Source organism: Kitasatospora sp. NPDC050463 (assembly GCF_040655255.1).
Lineage (GTDB): Bacteria > Actinomycetota > Actinomycetes > Streptomycetales > Streptomycetaceae > Kitasatospora.
This window is the reverse complement of record NZ_JBFAJO010000026.1, coordinates 19,815-38,553: the sequence shown is the minus strand read 5'-3', so window position 1 is coordinate 38,553 and position 18,739 is coordinate 19,815. Positions and strand designations below refer to the sequence as shown.

The following is an 18,739-nucleotide window of genomic DNA, read 5'->3' as shown; positions in this document are numbered from 1 at the left end:
CCACGGAGCGTCGCGCTCCTGTTCGGACGGGCTCTGGCTGAGCGCAGGTCAGAAGGGCACCGACACGGTGGTGGTGATGGAGCCGAGGCCCACGACCACGCCGCTGCCGAGGTTCATTCCGGCCAGCGCACGGGTCCGGGCGCAGGCCCCGTTCCAGCGGACCAGCCGGATCTCGCCGGCCGGGTCGGGGATCGTCGCGGCCTGGTTGGCGGCCTCGCTACGGACAGCACCGGTGTGCAGGGAGTGGGACATGGGGGCTTTCCTTTCCATTCGGGAAGCGATGCGTGGTGATAAGTCGCGCGCTGTTCTCTGCCGTGCTCTGCCATGTGATTCGGTTTCAGGTACTACAGGTGTTTCAGGTGTTTCTGTTCTATTCGGTTGTATTCGGGGGGTCGGAGGGTGGGGGCCGGGGTTCAGGCGCGGTCGGCCCGCCCGCTGCCCGGAGCCGGGTCCAGCAGCAGGACGGCGGGCACGGTGTCGGCGAAGCCCAGCCGGAGCAGGGCGTAGCCGATACCGGACAGCCCGGTGAGCAGTCCGGGCGTCGGCACCTGCCCGGGCGTCCCGCAGCGGGGCCCCCAGTCGTGGAGCTGTCCGAGGACCATCCCGGCCCGGCCGGTCAGGCTGGTCCGCGCGCCGCCGTGGCCGCGCTCGGCGAGCGCCGCCAGCGCCTCCGCGGTGCCCAACTCGCCGTGGCAGAGGCTGAGGTCGGCCACCGGCGGCTGCCCGGTGAGCCGGCGGACGGCGTCCCCGAGCGGGCTGTCGGCCGGCTCGGCGGACAGGCCCGCGTCGGCCGCCGCCAGCACGGTGCCGGCCGTCCCGGAGCACCAGCCGGCGGTGCGCCGGTCGGTGGCCAGCGCGGCGGTCAGCCGGGCCCGGCCGGCGGCGGCGAACCGCTCGCCCTCCGGGCCGCCGGTGAACCGGGCGTGCCGGGCGAGCGCCCAGCCGACGCCGGCCTCCCCGAAGGCGAAGCCGGCCTGGTCCGGGGCCGCGCCGCCGGGCGCGCCGGGCGGCGGCAGGCGGAGCAGCCGTTCGGCGATCCGGTCCGCGAGTTCGGCGGCCTGCGCCAGCCCGCGCTCGCGGTGCACCGCGTGCAGGGCCGCGAGTGCGCCGGCCAGGCCGGTCGAGACGCCGACCGGGGCGTCCTCGTCGAGCGCCGCGACTGCCAGCGCGTCCAGCGCGACCGGCAGGCATGCGGCGAGACCGTCGTCGACCAGGCCGGCCAGCCGGGCCAGGGCGTAACAGAGGCCGCCCAGGCCCTCGAAGCCGCCGGGGCCCACGGCCCGGCCCAGCGCCGGGTCGGCGGCCATCGCGGCGACGAGTTCGGGCAGCGGGGCGACCGCCGCCCGGGCCAGCCCGGTGTGCCGGGCGGAGCCGGTGAGCGCCCCGAGCTGGGCCAGGAACAGGGCAACTCCGCTGTAGCCCTGGGCCAGCCCGGCGCCCATCGGGAGCACCGTCCAGTGCTCGTCGACGGCCTCCAGGCCGATCCAGTTGACCCGCCCGTGCCCCTCGACGGAACGGCCCGCGATCTCGTCGGCGATCCCGGAGGCGGCGGCGAGCAGCGCGGACGGCTCCGGGACGGCGGCGGGCGAGGGGCGGGTGCGGCCGCCCGACCGGTGCCGGGGGCCCGCGGCGTCCGGCCCGACGGTGGCCAGGGTGGCCGCGATGATCCACTCCTGGTCGTGGCGGTCGACGGTGTTCATGCCGTCGAGCTTCGCCCGGGCGGTCGCGAGGCCGGAGGTGTCCAGGACACCGGGCACCGGGCTGCCGTCCGAGGCGAACACCTCGGTCGCGCCGGGCCGGTGGAAGAAGACCGGGGTGTCGCCGTCCCACAGGTCGGCGATCTCGTACTCGATCAGGGCCTGCCGGGCCGGGTCGCCCTGCGACTCGGCCCAGAGCACCGCGAACAGGGCGTCGCGGTCGAGCCCGTCGCTGAGCAGCTGCGGGTGGGTGGCCTCCGCCAGCAGGGTGGCGTACAGCATCGTCGGGCGGATCACGAGCCGGCCGACGGCCTCCGCACCCGTGGCCAGCAGCCCGGCCGGGTCGGCCAGTTCCGCCCGGTGCCGGACGACGGCGTCGTACCCGGCGCGGAAGCCGGCCAGGGTCGCGGACAACCGGTCCGCGCCGCCGGCCCCCGGGACGGTGCCGTACGGCCGGTTCTGCGCGCCGGTGAACGGCGCCGGTCGGCGCACCAGGCGCATCTCGTCCGTACCGGCGGCCTCCCAGACCATCCGGGTGTTGGGGAACTCCCCGCCCGGTGCGGCGCCGAGGGCGGAGACGTCGACCGCGCCGAGCTCGCCCACCAGCAGTTGGGGCAGCAGGCAGGTGCGGTGCACCGAGGCGGCGTGCGCCGCGGCCGCCGGGTCCGGCAGGGTGGTGCCGCCCTCGCCCAGGACGGGGTGCAGCAGCGTCTCGACGTCGACGACCACCGGCTGGTCGCCGTGCGCCAGGAGGTTCTCGCAGTGCAGGTCCACGCCTTCGAGCGTGTAGGCCAGGGCGAGCAGCGCGCCCTGGCGCCGGTGGAACCGGTCGATCTCGGTCAGCGAGCGGCAGGCCCGGTGGTCGATGTACTCCAGCCAGCCGTAACCGTCGCCGGCCACCCAGCGCGGGGTGCGCAGCCCCAGGCCCGGCGCCTTGGCGTCCAGCCAGCCGGCCATCTCGTCCAGCAGCGCGTGCTGGCCGATCGGCCGGGGCTTGTAGACCACGCCGGCGCCGCCGGCCAGCCGCAGCACCGCCACCGACCGGCCCTGCTGGTGGAAGTCCCCGTGACCCAACTCGACGGCGGTCAGCGGGCCCTGGTCGCGCCCGCCGAACAGCTCCGCGGTGAGCGCGGGCCGGTCGGCGGCGAGCCGGGTCAGCAGCTCCGCGCCGGACCGCGCGGTGTTGCGGCACATCCCGGCCAGCAGCCGGGCGAGCACCGGGTAGCGGGTGAAGAGCCCGGTCAGCCCGGCCCGGGTGCCCGTCCGGGCGGCGAAGTCGGCGAACCGGGCGGCGCCGGTGGCGCCGGCCAGGCGGCCCTCGGCCCGGGCGGCGGAGAGTTCCACCACCAGCGTCCGGGCCGCGTCACCGGCGAGGCGCTCCGCCAGGTTGCGAGCGTACTCGGAGACGAACACCGCCACGTCGCCCGGCTCGGCGCCGCCCGCCCGGGCCTGCTCCGTCAGCTCGTCGACGGCGGCCGTCACCAGCGGGCGGAGCAGCGGTGCGAACACCATCGCCCCCTCGGCCGCTTCGGCGGGGACGCCGCCGGGCAGCTCCGGCGCCGCGGCGACGGCCTGCTCCGCGAACTCCGCCCACGACGGCTTGGCCAGCCGGCCGGCCAGCCGCTCCGGTGCCTCGGTGGCGAGCGCCGCGGCCTGTCCGGCGTCGACGCCCAGCCGGGCCAGCCGGACGGACTCGCAGGCCCGCTCGACCGGCGAGCGGGTGCGGGCCCCGGCCGTCGGGCCCGCCGTCGCCGTCGCCGGCGGGTGCGGGGCCGACAGCCGTTCGCGCAGCGTCGCCGCCGGCGCCCACCAGGAGGGCACCGGCCCGGAGGTGTGGGGGGCGGTGGTTGTGGTCACGTCCGCCACCCTTCCAGCGGCACGACCCCTCCGTACAGGGGAGCACCACCCGTAGATTTCGTCGCGGACTACCCAGACGCCGTACCCACACTGCCCCACCTTTGCGGGAGCGGGTGGTCCGACGGGTGGCGGAGGTCGGCCACGAGGGCCGCCGCAGGGGCGCGGAGCTGGGGCGCAGCGGGCTCCGGGGTGCCCGGGAGCACTGGCCGGATCCGGCCACGCCGCGGGCGGGGGCCGTGGCACGACCGGGTACCGCCCTCCGCGGCGGGGAAAGCGGGTGATCGCGCCCCATGCGGCGCCGCACACCGGACCCGAAGACTCCTCACCGAGAGGTTCACCCCCACGCTGACCGAGGAGTGCACATGGGCAACCCCCTGCCGCTTTGCGTCGTGGCCCTGGACCCGGTGCTCGAAGCCGGCGCCGTCAGCGCCCTGTCCGGTAACCCGGACATCGCCCTGGTCCAGCCCGAGGAGAAGGCCGACGTCGCCGTCGTCCTGGTCGACCGGGTGGACCGCCAGGAACTCGACCTGGTGACCGCGACGCGTACCGGCCCGCACCGGCCCGCCATCGTCGTGATCGCCGCCGACCTGTCCCCGGCCGAGGCCGCGGACGCCATCAACGCCGGGGCCCGCGGCCTGCTGCGCCGGCGCGAGGTCAACGCCGACCGCCTGGCGCGGACCGTGCTCACGGTGGCCGGCGGCGACTGCACGGTGCCGCCCGACCTGATCGACGGACTCCTCGACCACGGTACGGAGCTCGATCCGCACCCCGGCGCCCGGGGCCACGGGCCCGGCTGGGGCCTGGACGAACGCGAGCGCGCCGTCCTGCGGCTGGTGGCCGACGGCCACGAGACCGACGAGATCGCCCGGGCGCTCTGCTACTCCGCACGGACCGTCACCACGGTGGTCCGCGACATCACCCAGCGGTTCCGGCTCCGCAACCGCGCCCATGCGGTGGCCTACGCGCTCCGGGCAGGTCTGCTGTGAGCGCCCTCGCCCTCGGGACCAGGCCCGAGACCGGGAGACGGCCGGGCGGACTGCGTGTCCACCTCGGTCCGGCCGGCGGACCGGCCCGCGAAGCGGTGGCCGCCAACCTGCGCCGGGCCGGCATCGAACTCGCGGCCGCCCGGTCCGACGCCACCGTCCGGGTGGCCGCCGGACCGACCCCCGGCGCCGCGCTCGACGGCTGGCCGGAACCCGACGGCGGCCCGCTGCTGCTGGTCGCCGACACCTTCACGGCCGCCGGGGTCCGGCGGGCCGTCCGGGCCGGGGCGGTGGCCATGCTGCAGTCCACCGAGGCCACCCCGGAACGCCTGCTCACCGCCGTCCGCTGCGCCCGGCACGGCGAGGGGCGGATGCCCTACGGAGTCCTGGTCGGCCTGCTCGGCCCGGCGCAGGACGGCGGCCCGGCCCCACGCCGCCCCGCTCCCGACTCACCGCTGACGGCTCGGCAGACCGCCGTACTCGGCCTGGTCGCCGAGGGGCACGGCAACGCGGCCATCGCCCGCGAACTCTCCTGCTCCGAGCACACCGTGAAGAACGTCATCTACGACCTGATGGCCCGGCTCCAGGTCCGCAACCGGGCGCACGCGGTGGCCCACGCCGTCCGCACCGGGCTGATCTGACCCGGCGCCGCCGCCGTCGGCCGCCCCGACGGCGCCGCGCAGGCCCCACGGCGCCCCGCAGGCCCCACGGCGTCGCCGCAGGCCCCACGGCGTCGCCGCGGCCCGCCGCCGACCAGAGACATTGACGCAGCAAAAGCGGCGCCCCGCGCTGCCGCTCCTTCCCTACTCCCCCGCCGCACCCGACCGGCAAGCTCCGGTTGTGCCCCGACCACCCGGGGCGCGCGACGGATCGACTACCCCTTGGAGGTGAGCCGGTGGACCGCGGTGACGTCCGGACGACATCCTTCTCGCAGCAGCGGCTGTGGTTCCTCGACCAGCTGCGGCCCGGTACGGCGGATCATCTGCTGCCGCTGGCCCTGCGCCTGCGCGGCGGCCTCGACGCCGCCGCCCTCGCCGCCGCGCTGGCCGCCGTGGTCGAGCGGCACGAGGTGCTGCGCACCTGGTACACGGCCGCCGACGGCGAACCGGTGACCCGGGTGGCGCCCTCCGTCGAGGTCCCGCTGGAGACCGTCGAGGCGCCCGCCCCCGGCGAGGCCGGCATCGCCGCGGTGCTCGACCGGGTGCTGGGCCGGCCGATCGACCTGTCGACCGCGCCGCCGCTGCGCGCCACCCTGGCCCGGCTGGCGGCCGACGACCACCTCCTGGTCGTGGTGGTGCACCACATCGCCTTCGACTTCTCCTCCTGGAACGTCTTCACCCGCGACCTGGCGGCGGCCTACCGCGCGGCGACCACCGGCGGCCCCGACGGCCTGCCGGACCTCCCGTCGCAGTACGCCGACGTCGCGGCCCGCCAGCAGGAGCGGAGCACCGGCCCCCGGCTCGCCCGCCAACTCGGCTACTGGCGCTCCCGGCTGGCCGGCCTGCCGCCCCTGGAGCTGCCCACCGACCGCGCCCGGCCCGCCGAGTGGGACGGCGCCGCCGCGGTGGCCCGGTTCACCCTCCCGGCCGACCTGGTGGCGCAGGCCGACCGGCTGGCCCGGTCCCGGCGGGCCACCCGCTTCATGGTGCTGCTGGCGGCCTTCCAGGCCCAACTCGGCCGGTACAGCGGGCAACGCGACTTCGCCGTCGGCACCCCGGTCGCCGGCCGGGGCCAGGCCGCCACCCGGGAGCTCATCGGCCCCTTCGTCAACACCGTGGTGCTGCGCGCCGACCTGTCCGGCCGGCCGAGCTTCGGCGAGTTGGTGGACCGGGTCCGGAGCAGCTCCCTCGCCGACCTCTCGCACGCCGAGACGCCGTTCGAACGCGTCGTCACCGAGCTGTCCCCGGACCGCGACCTCAGCCGCAACCCGCTCTTCCAGGTCTCCTTCCTGACCCTCGACGCCCAGGCCGAGCCGCCCGCCCTGCCCGGTCTGGACGTCGAACTGGTGACCACCCCGGTCGCCGGCACGCCGTTCGACCTGGCGCTGGACCTGCTCGGCCGCCCCGACGGCAGCCTGGGCCTGCGCCTGCAGTACGCCACCGCACTGTTCGCCCCGGAGACGGCGGCCCGGCTGACCGAGGACTACGTCCGGCTGCTGCGCGCCGTGCTGGCCGCGCCGGACGAGCCGCTGGCGCTCGCCACCGCGCAGATCGCACCGCTGCCCTCCGGCGAGCGCCGCCGCCGGCTCGCGCTGGGCCTCGGCGCCGCTCGCTCCGTGCCCTCCCCCACCGTCACCGACCTCTTCGAGCAGCAGGCGCGCCGTACCCCGGACGCCCCCGCCGTCCGGTCCTCGGACGGCGAGCTGAGCTACGCCGAACTCGACGCCCGGGCCGACCGGCTGGCGCACCGGCTGCGCCGCCTCGGCGTCGACCGCGGGGTACGGGTCGGCGTCCTGCTGGAGCGCGGCACCGGGCTGCTCACCGCCCTGCTCGCCGTCCTCAAGGCGGGCGGCGGCTACGTCCCGCTCGACCCGATGCACCCGGTGAAGCGGATCGGCTACCTGGTCGAGGACACCGGGGCCGCGGTGGTGGTCACCTCCGGGCCGCTGGCCGAACGGGTGGCGGACACCGCGGCGACGACCCTGCTGCTCGACGGCGACGAACCGACAGGCACGAACGCCGGCACCAACGCCGGCGAACCGGCCGGCGAACCGGCCCGGCTCGACCGGACCACCGGCCAGGGCGACCTCGCCTACGTCTTCCACACCTCCGGCTCGACCGGCATGCCCAAGGGCGTGCAGATCCCGCACCGGGCGCTGACCAACTTCCTCCACTCGATGGCCGCCCGGCTGGAGCTGCCGCCCGGCGCCACCGTCCTCGGGGTGACCACCGCCTCCTTCGACCCCTCGATGCTGGAGCTGTGCCTGCCGCTGCTGACCGGCGCCCGGCTGGTCCTGGCCGACACCGAACAGGCCCGCGACCCGGAGCGCCTGATCCGCCTGATCGGCGAGGCCCGCCCGCAGGTGCTCCAGGCCACCCCCTCGATGCTGCGGATGCTGACCGACACCGGCTGGACGCCCGGCCCCGACCTCACCGTGCTCTCCGGCGGCGAGAAGCTGCACACCGAACTGGCCGCGACGCTCGCCGCCGGCGGCGCCCCGGTGTGGGACCTCTACGGCCCGACCGAGGCCACCATCTGGACCAGCGTGGCCCGCCACGGCGCCGACGGGCAGGTGCTGACCTGGGCCGCGGTGGACAACACCACCGTCCGGGTGCTCGACGACCGGCTGGAGCCGGTGGCCGAGGGCGGCACCGGGCAGGTCTGCATCGGCGGCGACGGGCTCGCCTGGGGCTACCGGGGACGGCCCGGCCAGACCGCCGGCGCCTTCCTCCCCGACCCGCACGCCACCACACCCGGCGGCCGGCTCTACACCACCGGCGACCTCGGCCGGCTCCGCCCGGACGGCTCGCTCGAAATCCTCGGCCGCAGCGACCACCAGGTGAAGATCCGCGGTCACCGGATCGAACCGGGCGAGATCGAGGCCGCACTGCTCGCCCTGGACGGCGTGCGCTCCGCCGTCGTCCACCCGACCCCGGACGGCGCCGGCGGCCGGCAGCTCACCGCGTACCTGGTCGCGGAGGACGCCGACCGGCCGCCCACGCCCGAGGGCCTGCGCGCCGCGCTGCTCGACTCGCTGCCGCACCACCTCGTCCCGGCCGCGTTCGTCCTGCTGGACGCGATCCCGACCGCGGTCAGCGGCAAGGTCGACCGGCACGCGCTGCCGGTGCCGGAGCCCCGCACGGCCGCCCCGGCCACCGCCGCCCCGCGCACCCCGCAGGAGCGGGCCGTGGCCGCGGTCTGGGAGGAGGTCCTCGGCGCCACCGGGATCGGCGCCCACGACGACTTCTTCCGGCTCGGCGGGCACTCGCTGCTCGCCACCCGGGTGTCCGTCCGGCTGCGGGCCGCCCTCGGCGTGGACGTGCCGGTGCGGGCGCTCTTCGACCACCCCACCGTCGCCGCCCTCGCCGCGGCCCTGGACGCCTACCCGCGGCTGACCGCGGCCGGCCCGCTGCCCCGGCTGACCGCCCGCCCGCGCGGCGACCGCGCGCCCGCCGGCCGCTGACCGGCCCGAACCCTCCTCCCCCAGCCCGCCTCGCCCTCCACGCCCTCCTCGCCCCAAGGAAGCGCCATGACCACCGCCACCACCACCGACACCTCCGTCTTCGAGAAGCTCGAATCCGAGGTGCGGATGTACTGCCGCACCTTCCCCGTGGTGTTCGAGCGTGCCAAGGGCGCGCTGCTGCACACCGACGACGGCCGGGCCTTCATCGACTTCTTCTGCGGCGCCGGCAGCCTCAACTACGGGCACAACAACGACGCGGTCAAGCAGCGCGTGCTGGACTACCTCGCCGCCGACGGCGTGATGCACGGCCTGGACATGCACACCGTCGCCAAGCGCGAGTTCCTCACCCGGTTCAACGAGGTCGTCCTGCAGCCGCGCGGGCTCGACTTCAAGGTGCAGTTCACCGGCCCGACCGGCACCGACGCGGTGGAGGCCGCCCTCAAGCTGGCCCGCCGGGCCACCGGCCGCACCGGGCTGACCGCCTTCACCGGCGGCTACCACGGCATGTCGCGCGGCTCGCTGGAGATCACCGGCAGCCGCCGCGCCCGCCGGGCCGGCGGGGTCGCCGGCGGCGACGTGACCTTCGTGCCCTTCGAGGACGGCCCGCTCGGCCCGTTCGACTCGATCGACCTGATCGAGCGGCTCTGGGCCGACCCGTCCTCCGGCACCGAGCCGCCGGCGGCGGTCGTCGTCGAGCCGGTGCAGATGGAGGGCGGCGTCTACCCGGCCGGCCGGGAGTGGCTGCGCCGCCTGCGCGCGGTCACCGAGCGGTACGGCGTGCTGCTGGTCCTGGACGAGATCCAGTCCGGCTGCGGCCGCACCGGCACCTTCTTCGGCTTCGAGGACGCCGGGATCGTGCCGGACATCGTCACCGTCTCCAAGTCGCTCAGCGGCTACGGGCTGCCGCTCTCGCTCACGCTGTTCCGCCGCGAGCTCGACCTGTGGCAGCCCGGCGAGCACACCGGCACCTTCCGCGGCAACCAGCTGGCCTTCGTCGCGGCCACCGCCGCGTGCGAACTCTGGCAGCAGGACGCCTTCCTGACCGGCCTGCGGCAGAACTCGGCCCGGCTCGACCGGTTCCGGGCGGACCTCGCCGCGCTCGACCCCGAGCTCGTGCTGCGCGGCCGCGGCATGGTACTGGGCATCGACACCGCCCGGGCCGGCGGCCCCGACCGGGCCGAGCGCGTCCAGCGGTACGCCTTCGACCACGGCCTGATCGTCGAGCGCTGCGGCCGGTACGACGAGGTCCTCAAGGTGATGCCCCCGCTGACCATCGGGCCCGAGCTGCTCGACGAGGGCCTCGGCATCCTGCACGACGCCCTGCGCGCGGGCTGACGGCCCACCGCCTGTCACCCGGCGCCTGGCGCCCGGAACCCGCCGCCTGTCACCCGCCACCCGCCCGGCACCCGCCTGAAACCCGCCTGGCTCCCGCCGCCCGAGGAGGAACCCCCCGATGCCCCGCCCGCCCCGCCGCCACCTGGTCTCCGTCGACGACCTCACCGACCGCGAACTGCGCTGGATCGCGCACCGCGGCGCCCAGTACGCCGCCGGGGAGTGCGAGAGCGCCCGGCCGCTCGCCGACGCCGTCGTCGGCGTGCTGTTCCGCAAGACGTCCACCCGCACCAGGACGGCGTTCTCCGCGGGCGCGCTCCGGCTCGGCGCGAAGCTGATCACCTACGGTCCCGACGACCTCCAGGAGAACACCGGCGAGACCGCCGAGGACACCGGCGACGTCCTCTCCCGGATGCTCGACGTGCTGGTGGCGCGCACCGCGGGCAGCACCGAGGAGCTCCGCGCCTACGCCGCCCAGCAGCGGATGGCCGTCGTCAACGCGATGAGCGCCGCCGAGCACCCCACCCAGGCGCTCACCGACCTCACCACCATGCTCGGCCGGTTCGGGCGGATCGAGGGGCTGAGCGTGCTGTACGCCGGCGAGGGCAACAACACCGCCTCGGCACTCGCCCTCGCACTGGCCCGCTTCCCCGGCACCGAGCTGCACCTGCGGACCCCGGCCGGCTACGGGCTCGACCCGGCCTACCTCGACCGCGCCCGCACCCTCGCCAAGGAGTCCGGCGCCCTGGTCGAGGAGCGGCACGACATGGCCGACCTGCCGGAGGCCGACGTCGTCTACACCACCCGCTGGCAGACCACCGGCACGGCCAAGGCCGACCCCGACTGGCGGCGCTCCTTCGAGCCGTTCCGGGTGGACGCCTCCGTGCTCGCCGCCTGCCCCGGCGCGGTCTTCATGCACGACCTGCCGGCGCACCGCGGCGACGAGGTGACCGCCGACGTGCTGGACGGCCCCGCGAGCATCGCGTTCCAGCAGGCCGAGAACAAGTACCACAGCGCCCGCGCGGTCCTGGAGTGGTGCCTCGGCGGCATCCCGGCCGAACAGGCCTGACGACCGCACAAGCCTGACGGCCGAACCGGCCCGACGGTCGAACAAGCCTGACGGCCCCACCGGCCTGACGGTCGGCCGGCCACCGGCGGACGACCCGGCGCACGTTTTCCCAGGGAGGTAGCTCAGCAATGTCCGACACCATACGAATGCCCGGCGGTGGGTGGCGCCTGTGGCCGCACTTCGCGCTCCGCGGACCGGGCTTCCCCGCCGCCGGGGTGCTCCGGCTGGCGCCGGAGGGCCTGGCCGCGGCCGCCGACAAGTTCACCCCCGGGGAGACCCCGGCCGCGGCGGACTGGGAGGCGTTCGAGGAGACCTTCACCGCCGCCGCCGTGCAGACCGCGCGGGACCTCCAGGAGATCGCCGCCTCGGCGCCGTTCCGGGCCGCGGTGGCCTGGCAGAACCGCGCGGTGCTCGGCACCGGCATCAAGTCGTTCCTCGACTGGACGCCGTCCGCCGAAGGCCGCACCAGCATGCCGCGCCAGCGCGAGGAGCTCGTCGCCCACTACTGGCAGCGGTTCTGTGTCAAGAACGACACCATCGGCTTCTTCGGCCCGGTCGGCTGGGGCACCTTCGACACCGCCCGGCGCGGCGTCGAGGTCCACCCCGGCACCGGCCTGGTCGCCGACTCCCGGGTGTACTTCTCCAGTTGGTCCATGGACGCGCTGGCGAAGGCGATCGACCGCGACCCCCGGGTCCGCGCCTGGACGCCGCCCCGGCCGGTGCCGTTCGTCCGGGCCGCCGAGGGCACGGTGCACCTGCCCGGCCGCCCGCCGCAGCCGGCCGCCGAGCCCGCGCTCACCCTCTTCCGGCTCTGCGACGGCCGCCGGACCCCGGCCGAGATCGCCGGGCTGGCCGCCCGGGAGCTGGGCCGGCCGCTGCCCGCCGAGGAGGTCACCGCCGCCCTGGAGTGGCTGGCCGCCCGCCGGCTGGTGCTGTGGAAGCTCGACGTACCCGCCGGCACCTACCCCGAGCAGGAACTTCGGGCCATGCTGGAGCGCATCGGCGACGCCGACGTGCGCGAACCCGCGCTGGCCCGGCTGGCCGTGCTCGAACAGGGCCGCGACCGGGTGCAGCGGGCCGGCACCGACCCCGAGGAGCTGACCGCCGCCCTCGCCGCGCTGGAGGCCGACTTCGCCCGGATCACCGAGGTCGCGGCGGTCCGCGAGAAGGGCGCCCGGACGGCGCCCAACCGCGCCCTGGTCTACTCCGACACCCGCCGGTCCGCCACCGCGACCGTGGGCACCGCCGTCCTGGAGCAGCTCGCCCCGCTGGAGCTGTGCATGACCGCCGCCCGCTGGCTGACCAACCGGTACGCCGAGTCCGTCGGCGCGCGCATCCACGCCGCCTACCTCGCCCTGCGCGAGCGCGGCGGCGGCGGCCCGGTCGACCTCGGCTCGCTCTGGTTCGCCTGCCTGCCCGCCCCGCACCCGGAGTCGATCGCCGACGCCGACCGGATCCAGGCCGACCTGCGCGAGCGCTGGCGGCGGATCATCGACGCGCCGGCCGGCGCCCGGCGGGTCACCCTCGCCTCGGCCGACATCGCCGAGCAGGTCCACGAGGCGTTCCCGGACGAGGGCCGGGGCTGGTCGCTCAGCCGGTACATCAGCCCCGACCTGATGATCATCGCCGAGGACCTGGGCGCCGTCGAACGCGGCGAGTTCGAGCTCGTCATCGGCGAGCTGCACGTCGCGATGAACACCCTCGGCCAGTCCCTCTTCGTCCACCAGCACCCCGACCGCGAGCAGCTGCTCGACGAGACCACCCGCGACTTCCCCGGCCCGCGACTGCTCCCCATGCTGCCCAAGGAGCTGCCGCTCAAGTGGTCCGCCCGCAGCAGGCAGGCGCTCTCCCGGCCGCAGGACCACTACGTCGCCCTCTCCGACCACACCGCCGACCCGCACCGCCCGCGCACCGTCCGCTCCGGCGACGTCCTGGTCGAGGAGCGCGACGGCCGGCTGGCGGCGGTGCTGCCCGACGGCTCGGCCTTCGAACTGCTCGACGTCTTCTGCCACGCGCTCACCAACCGCGTGATGGACCGCTTCAGTCTGCGGTCCGACGGCGACCACTCGCCGCGGATCACCATCGACTCCACCGTGGTGGCCCGGGAGACCTGGCGGTTCGCCGGCGCCGCCCTGGACTTCGCGGACGAGAAGACCGAGGCCCGCCGGTTCGTCCGGGCCCGGCACTGGCGGGACGCCCACGAGCTGCCCCGGTTCGTCTTCGTGGTCTCGCCGACCGAACCGCGGCCGTTCTTCGTCGACTTCGACAGCCCCGTCTACGTCACCATCCTCGCCAAGGCCGCCCGCCGACTGGCCCGCAAGGACCCGGACGCCCGGCTGACCATCAGCGAGATGCTCCCCACCCCCGAACAGGCCTGGCTCACCGACGACCAGGGCCGCCGCTACACGTCCGAACTGCGCCTCGTCGCCGTCGACCTGACGACCGGGACGGAGGAGCCGGCATGAGCACCCCCACCGGGGACACCTTCGTCGACGCCATCCGCGCCCACGCCGACCGCGCGCCGCACTCACCCGCCCTGCTGACCGCCGACGGCCCGGTCGGCTACGGCGAACTCGCCGCCCGGATCGACCGGCTCGCCGCCCACCTCGCCGCCCACGGCCTCGGACCGGAACGGGTCTGCGCGCTGGCACTGCCCCCCGGCACCGACGCCGTGGTCGCGACCGCCGCGGTCGTCCGGACCGGCGGCGCGTTCCTCGCCCTGGACACCGAACTGCCCGACGGTCGGCTCGCCGCCCTGGCCGCCGGCGGCGGCGCGGCGCACCTGCTCACCACCGCGGCCCTGGCCGAGCGCGTCGCCCCGCTCGTCGACGCGCCCGCCCTCCTGCTCGACCGGCTGCCCGCCGAAGCACCGCCGGCCCCCACACACCCCGCCCCGCACCCGCGCTCGCTCGCCTACGTCAGCCACACCTCCGGCTCGACCGGCGCACCCAACCCCGTCCTGATCGAACACCGCGGCCTGAACGCCTACCTGCGCGCCGTCGCCCGCGACAACGACCTCGGCCCAGGCACCGTGACCCTCCAACTCGCCCCACCCGGGTACGACGCGTCCATCCGGGACACCTTCGCACCGCTCGCCGCCGGCGGCTGCGTCGTCCTGGTCGAACGCTCGCGCCTGCTGCGCGCCGACGCCTTCGCCGACACCGTCGCCGAGTACGGCGTCGACACCGTCCTCAGCACCACCCCCTCCTTCCTCACCTTCCTCTCCCAGCACCCCCGCGCCGCGGCACGGCTGCGCACCCTGCGCCTGCTCTGCTCCAGCGGCGAGTCGCTGCGCCCCTTCCTCGCCGCCGGCGGCCGCGCCCTGATCGGCGGCCGCCTGGTCAACCAGTACGGGCCCACCGAGTGCACCATGACCTCCACCCGGTACGAGGTGCCCGCCGAACCGGACACCTCCACCGACACCGTCGGAACCCCGATCGAGGGCACCGTCGTCCGGCTGCTCGACCCGCGGGGGCGTGACGTCCCGGCCGGACAGGTCGGCGAGGTGCACATCGGCGGGGCCGGAGTGGCCCGCGGCTACGGCGGACTGCCCGGCCTGACGGCCGACCGCTTCCCGCCCGACCCGTACGGCCCGCCCGGCACCCGGCTCTACCGGACCGGCGACCTCGCCCGGCGCAGCGCCGACGGGACCCTCGACTACCTCGGCCGGGCGGACCGCCAGATCAAGGTCCGCGGCCACCGGGTCGACCCGGCCGAGATCGAGGGCGCCCTGCTCAGCCACCCCGACGTCACCGGCGCCGTGGTGACCGCCGAGACCGACGACCGGGGCCGGACCTGGCTCGACGCCCACGTCACCGGCCCGCTCGACGGCACCACCGACGCCCGGCTGCGGGCCCACCTCGCACGGACCCTGCCGCCGCACATGATGCCCAGGCGATTCACCCGGCTGGAGCGGCTCCCCGTGACGCACAGCGGCAAGGCCGACCGACGCGCCCTGCGCGCGCCCGTGCCGGAGGCCGTCGCGTGAGCGCCGCCGACACCCGCCTCGCGACCGCCACGGGCACCCCCGTCGGGCCGGCCGACGTCCTGGCCGCCGCCGAGCGGATCGCCCCGCACGTGCGGCACACCCCGCTGCTGCGCTGCGACAGCCTGCCCGGGCTGCCGGGACTGCCGGGGCCATCGGATCCACCCGGCCTGCTCGTCAAGGCCGAACACCTGCAGCACAGCGGGTCGTTCAAGCTGCGCGGCGCGGCCAACGCGATGCTCGCCCTCGGCGCCGACGAGGTCGTCGCCGGCTCCTCCGGCAACCACGGCATCGCGGTGGCCACCCTCGGCCGCACCCTCGGCATCCGGGTCACCGTGGTGATGGCGGCCGGCGCCGCCGAGTCCAAGGAGCTGGCGATCCGGGCGCTCGGCGGCCGGGTCCTGCGGGTGCCCGGCGGGGTCGCCGAACGCGACCGGTACGCCAAGGAGTTCGCCGCCCGCACCGGGTCGGCGCTGGTGCCCTCCTCCGACCACCCGCTGGTGATCGCCGGACAGGGCACCGTCGGCCTGGAGGTGTTCCGGGACGCCCCCGAGCTCGACGCGATCTTCGTCCCGGTCGGCGGCGGCGGCCTGCTGGCCGGCGTCTGCCTCGCGGCCGCGCACCTGCCGAGGCCGGTCCGCGTCATCGGCGTGGAACCCGAACGGACCCGGCGCTACGCCCGCTCGGTCGCCGCCGGCCGGCCGGTCGAACTCCCGCCCAGCGACACGGTCGCGGACGGGCTGCGCGGCCAGCGGCCCGGCGAACTGATCCTCCCGATCGTCCGGCACCGGGTCGACGAGCTGATCGGTGTCGACGACGCGGCGGTCCTGCGTGCGATGGACCTGCTGCACCGCGCCGGCATCGCGGCCGAACCCAGCGGCGCCGCGGCCCTCGCCGGGGCGCTGCGGTCCGGCACGCTGCGGTCCGGTACGCCGGGCCGGAGCGCGGTCGTCGTCTCCGGCGGCAACTCCGCCGCCGTCCTGGCCGCTGCCACGGCGGCGGCGCGCTGAGCGCCCCCTCCCCTTCTCCTTTCTCCGCACACCCCACCCCTTCGGAAGGACCGACCATGACCACCATCGACACCGCCGAACTCGCCGGGCAGATCGCCGGCTTCTACCGCGAGACGCTCGGCGACGACAGCCTCGACACCGACAGTGACTTCTTCGAGGCCGGCGGGGACTCGCTCGCCGCCTTCCAGATCGTCGACCGGCTCCAGGAGCTGGTCGGTGCCGAGATCGCCGTCGCCCTGGTCTTCACCTACCCGTCCCCCGCGGAGCTCGCGGAGGTCGTCGTCGACGACCTGTCCCTCGCTTCCGCGTCGGCCTAGGGGGCACCGGAATGCACGAGGAATCCGTCTCCCTGAGCGGCCGCTGGCGGCTGTGGGACCAGGTCACGGTGCGCGGCCCGGGGTTCCCGGCCGATGGGGTGCTCCGGCTGGCGCCGGAGGGTCTGGCCGCGGCCGCGGACAAGTTCGGGGCCCGGGACAAGCTCTCCGGAGCCGCCTGGCAGGACTTCGAGGAGGAGTTCACGCAGGCCGCCGCCCTGACCGCCGCGCGCGTGCAGGAGATCGCCGCCGACGGGTCGTTCCGTGCGGCGGTCGCCTGGCAGAACCGCGGGGTGCTCGACTCGGCGATCCGGCCGTTCCTCAACTGGTCGCCCGCGACCGAGAGCCGGACGTTCAAGCAGCGCCAGCGCGAGGAGCTCGTCGCGCACTACTGGCAGCGGTTCTGCGTCAAGAACGACACCATCGGCTTCTTCGGCCCGGTCGGCTGGGGCACCATCGACACCACCCTGCCCGGCATCACCGTCGACCCGGGCAGCGGGCTGATCGCCTCCTCGGAGGTCTTCTGGTCCAGCTGGTCGATGGACGCGCTGGCCCGCGAGATCGGCGCCGACCCGGCGGTGCGCGCCTGGACCGCGCCCCGCCGAGTGCCGTTCGTCCGGCTGGAGGAGGGCGCGGTGCGCGTCCCCGGCCGCCCGCCGCGCCCGGTGGAGCCGGAGACGCTGCGGGTACTGCGGCTCTGCGACGGCACCCGCTCCGCCCACGCCGTCCAGCAGGAGATCGGCCCGCAGACCGACGTGCCCGCCCTCCTCGACGAACTCGTCCGGCTGCGCTGGATCACCTGGCAACTCGACGTCCCCGCCGACATCCGCCCCGACCGCCGGCTCCGGGCCTGCCTGGAGCGGATCGGTGAGCCGGCCGTGCGCGCCGCCGCCCTCGCCCGGCTCGACGAGCTGGAGCGCGCCGGCGAGGCCGTCCGGGCCGCGGCCGACGACCCCGAGCGCCTGGTGGCCGCCCTCACCGAGGTCGAGCAGACCTTCCAACGGGTGACCGACGCGGCCGCCAAACGCGAGAAGAGCGGCTCCACGGCGCCCGGTCGCGCCGTGGTCTACCAGGACTGCCGGCGGGCGGCCCGGGTGACGCTCGGCAGCGACGTCCTGGCGGCGCTCGCCCCGCTCGACCTGCTGATGGACGGCGCCGCCTGGCTCGCCGCCGCCCTGGCCGCCCGGGTGACCGGCCGCGTCACCGAGGTGTACGAGAAGCTGCGCGCCGGCACCGACCCCGACCGCCCGGTGGACCTCGCCACCTTCTGGTTCGCCTGCATGCCCGTCCTGCACGGCGCCGCGGGGGCCGACGCCGCCGAGCTCCAGGCCGAGTTCGAGCGCCGCTGGCAGCGGATCCTCCCGGCCTCGGACGGCGTGCGCCGGGTCACCGTCGCGGGCACGGACCTCGCCGACCGGGTGGCGCAGGCCTTCGGGCCGGCCACCGCCGCGGGCTGGACCGCGGCACGGTACATCAGCCCGGACATGATGATCGCGGCGGAGGACACCGCCGCCATCGAGCGCGGCGAGTTCGAACTCGCCCTGGGCGAACTGCACCTGGCCTCGAATACGGTCGGCAACGAACTGTTCGTCAACCAGCACCCCGACCGCCGGGAGCTGTTCGACCGGACCGACCGCGACCACCCGGCGCCGCGGCTGATGCCGCTGCTGCCGAAGGAGCACAAGGCCCGGCTCTCCGCCCGGATCCGGCATGCGCTGGTCCGCCCGCAGGACTACCAGGTCGCCCTGCTCGACAACACCGCCGACCCGTACCGCGAACGGACGACGCCGAGCGCCGACACCGTGGTGGAGCAGCGGGACGGCCGGCTGGTCGTGGTGCTGCCCGACGGCGCCGTGTTCCCGGCGATCGAGGTGTTCTCGCACGTACTGACCACCCTGGTGATGGACCGCTTCCGGCTCCTGCCGGAGGCCGACCACTCCCCCCGGATCACCATCGACCGCATGGTGGTGGCCCGGGAGACCTGGCGTTTCGTCGGCTCGATGCTGGACTTCGCGGACGAGAAGACCGAGCCCCGCCGGTTCGTCCGGGCCCGGCACTGGCAGGGCGCCCACGAGCTGCCCCGCTTCGTCTTCGTGGTCTCGCCGACCGAACCGCGACCGTTCTTCGTCGACTTCGACAGCCCGGTCTACGTCAACATCCTCGCCAAGGCGGCCCGCCGACTGGCCCGCAAGGACCCGGACGCCCGCCTGACCGTCACCGAGATGTTCCCCACCCCCGAACAGGCCTGGCTCACCGACGACCAGGGCCGCCACTACACCTCGGAGCTACGCCTCGTCGCCGTGACCGACTGACCCACCCGCACCGCCGAAGCGCCACCGACCCCGGGCCGGGCTCCCCCAGGAGCCCGG

12 protein-coding genes are annotated in these 18,739 nt (G+C 76.0%); 10 read left to right on the top strand and 2 right to left on the bottom strand.

Annotated features, from left to right (window positions below; all coding sequences use genetic code 11):
• Positions 1 to 48: 48 nt before the first annotated feature.
• Both AB0J08_RS18350 and AB0J08_RS18345 read right to left on the bottom strand, forming a co-directional pair.
• Entirely contained in the window at positions 49 to 252 is a 204-nt protein-coding gene (locus AB0J08_RS18350) for a hypothetical protein (protein ID WP_360634583.1), read from the bottom strand.
• Between the two features lie 161 nt (positions 253 to 413).
• On the bottom strand, positions 414 to 3,554 hold the full coding sequence (locus AB0J08_RS18345; RefSeq protein ID WP_360634580.1) for a type 2 lanthipeptide synthetase LanM family protein: 3,141 nt from the start codon (positions 3,552 to 3,554) through the stop codon (positions 414 to 416).
• 362 nt (positions 3,555 to 3,916) lie between these two features.
• Between AB0J08_RS18345 and AB0J08_RS18340 the strand changes: the two genes are divergently transcribed.
• The 10 genes from AB0J08_RS18340 to AB0J08_RS18295 all read left to right on the top strand — a co-directional run bounded on the left by AB0J08_RS18340 (position 3,917) and on the right by AB0J08_RS18295 (position 18,682).
• Entirely contained in the window at positions 3,917 to 4,540 is a 624-nt protein-coding gene (locus tag AB0J08_RS18340; protein WP_360634577.1) for a response regulator transcription factor, read from the top strand.
• Positions 4,537 to 5,178: a response regulator transcription factor gene (locus AB0J08_RS18335; RefSeq protein ID WP_360634574.1), complete on the top strand. Its 642-nt coding sequence runs from the start codon at positions 4,537 to 4,539 to the stop codon at positions 5,176 to 5,178. The genes AB0J08_RS18340 and AB0J08_RS18335 overlap by 4 nt, the downstream gene beginning before the upstream one ends.
• A 254-nt stretch (positions 5,179 to 5,432) precedes the next feature.
• Positions 5,433 to 8,660 carry an amino acid adenylation domain-containing protein gene (locus AB0J08_RS18330; protein ID WP_360634570.1) on the top strand — a complete coding sequence of 1,076 codons (3,228 nt, stop codon included), beginning with the start codon at positions 5,433 to 5,435 and terminating at the stop codon, positions 8,658 to 8,660.
• A gap of 66 nt (positions 8,661 to 8,726) precedes the next feature.
• Positions 8,727 to 9,995, top strand: coding sequence for an aspartate aminotransferase family protein (locus tag AB0J08_RS18325; protein ID WP_360634567.1), 1,269 nt, complete (start codon positions 8,727 to 8,729; stop codon positions 9,993 to 9,995).
• A gap of 118 nt (positions 9,996 to 10,113) precedes the next feature.
• The gene (locus AB0J08_RS18320; RefSeq protein ID WP_360634564.1) at positions 10,114 to 11,061 is read left to right on the top strand and encodes an ornithine carbamoyltransferase; all 948 of its coding nucleotides are present in this window, start codon (positions 10,114 to 10,116) and stop codon (positions 11,059 to 11,061) included.
• Between the two features lie 128 nt (positions 11,062 to 11,189).
• Positions 11,190 to 13,526 carry a lantibiotic dehydratase gene (locus tag AB0J08_RS18315; protein WP_360634561.1) on the top strand — a complete coding sequence of 779 codons (2,337 nt, stop codon included), beginning with the start codon at positions 11,190 to 11,192 and terminating at the stop codon, positions 13,524 to 13,526.
• A complete protein-coding gene (locus AB0J08_RS18310; protein ID WP_360634558.1) occupies positions 13,523 to 15,049 on the top strand; it encodes an amino acid adenylation domain-containing protein in 1,527 nt (508 codons plus the stop codon). Before AB0J08_RS18315 ends, AB0J08_RS18310 begins: the two co-directional genes overlap by 4 nt.
• Positions 15,046 to 16,056, top strand: a complete 1,011-nt coding sequence (locus tag AB0J08_RS18305; RefSeq protein WP_360634555.1) for a pyridoxal-phosphate dependent enzyme — start codon at positions 15,046 to 15,048, stop codon at positions 16,054 to 16,056. The genes AB0J08_RS18310 and AB0J08_RS18305 overlap by 4 nt, the downstream gene beginning before the upstream one ends.
• Positions 16,057 to 16,112: 56 nt before the next feature.
• Complete coding sequence (locus AB0J08_RS18300; RefSeq protein WP_360634553.1) at positions 16,113 to 16,373, top strand: phosphopantetheine-binding protein; 261 nt, start codon at positions 16,113 to 16,115, stop codon at positions 16,371 to 16,373.
• 11 nt (positions 16,374 to 16,384) lie between these two features.
• Positions 16,385 to 18,682, top strand: coding sequence for a lantibiotic dehydratase (locus AB0J08_RS18295; protein WP_360634550.1), 2,298 nt, complete (start codon positions 16,385 to 16,387; stop codon positions 18,680 to 18,682).
• Positions 18,683 to 18,739: the final 57 nt, after the last annotated feature.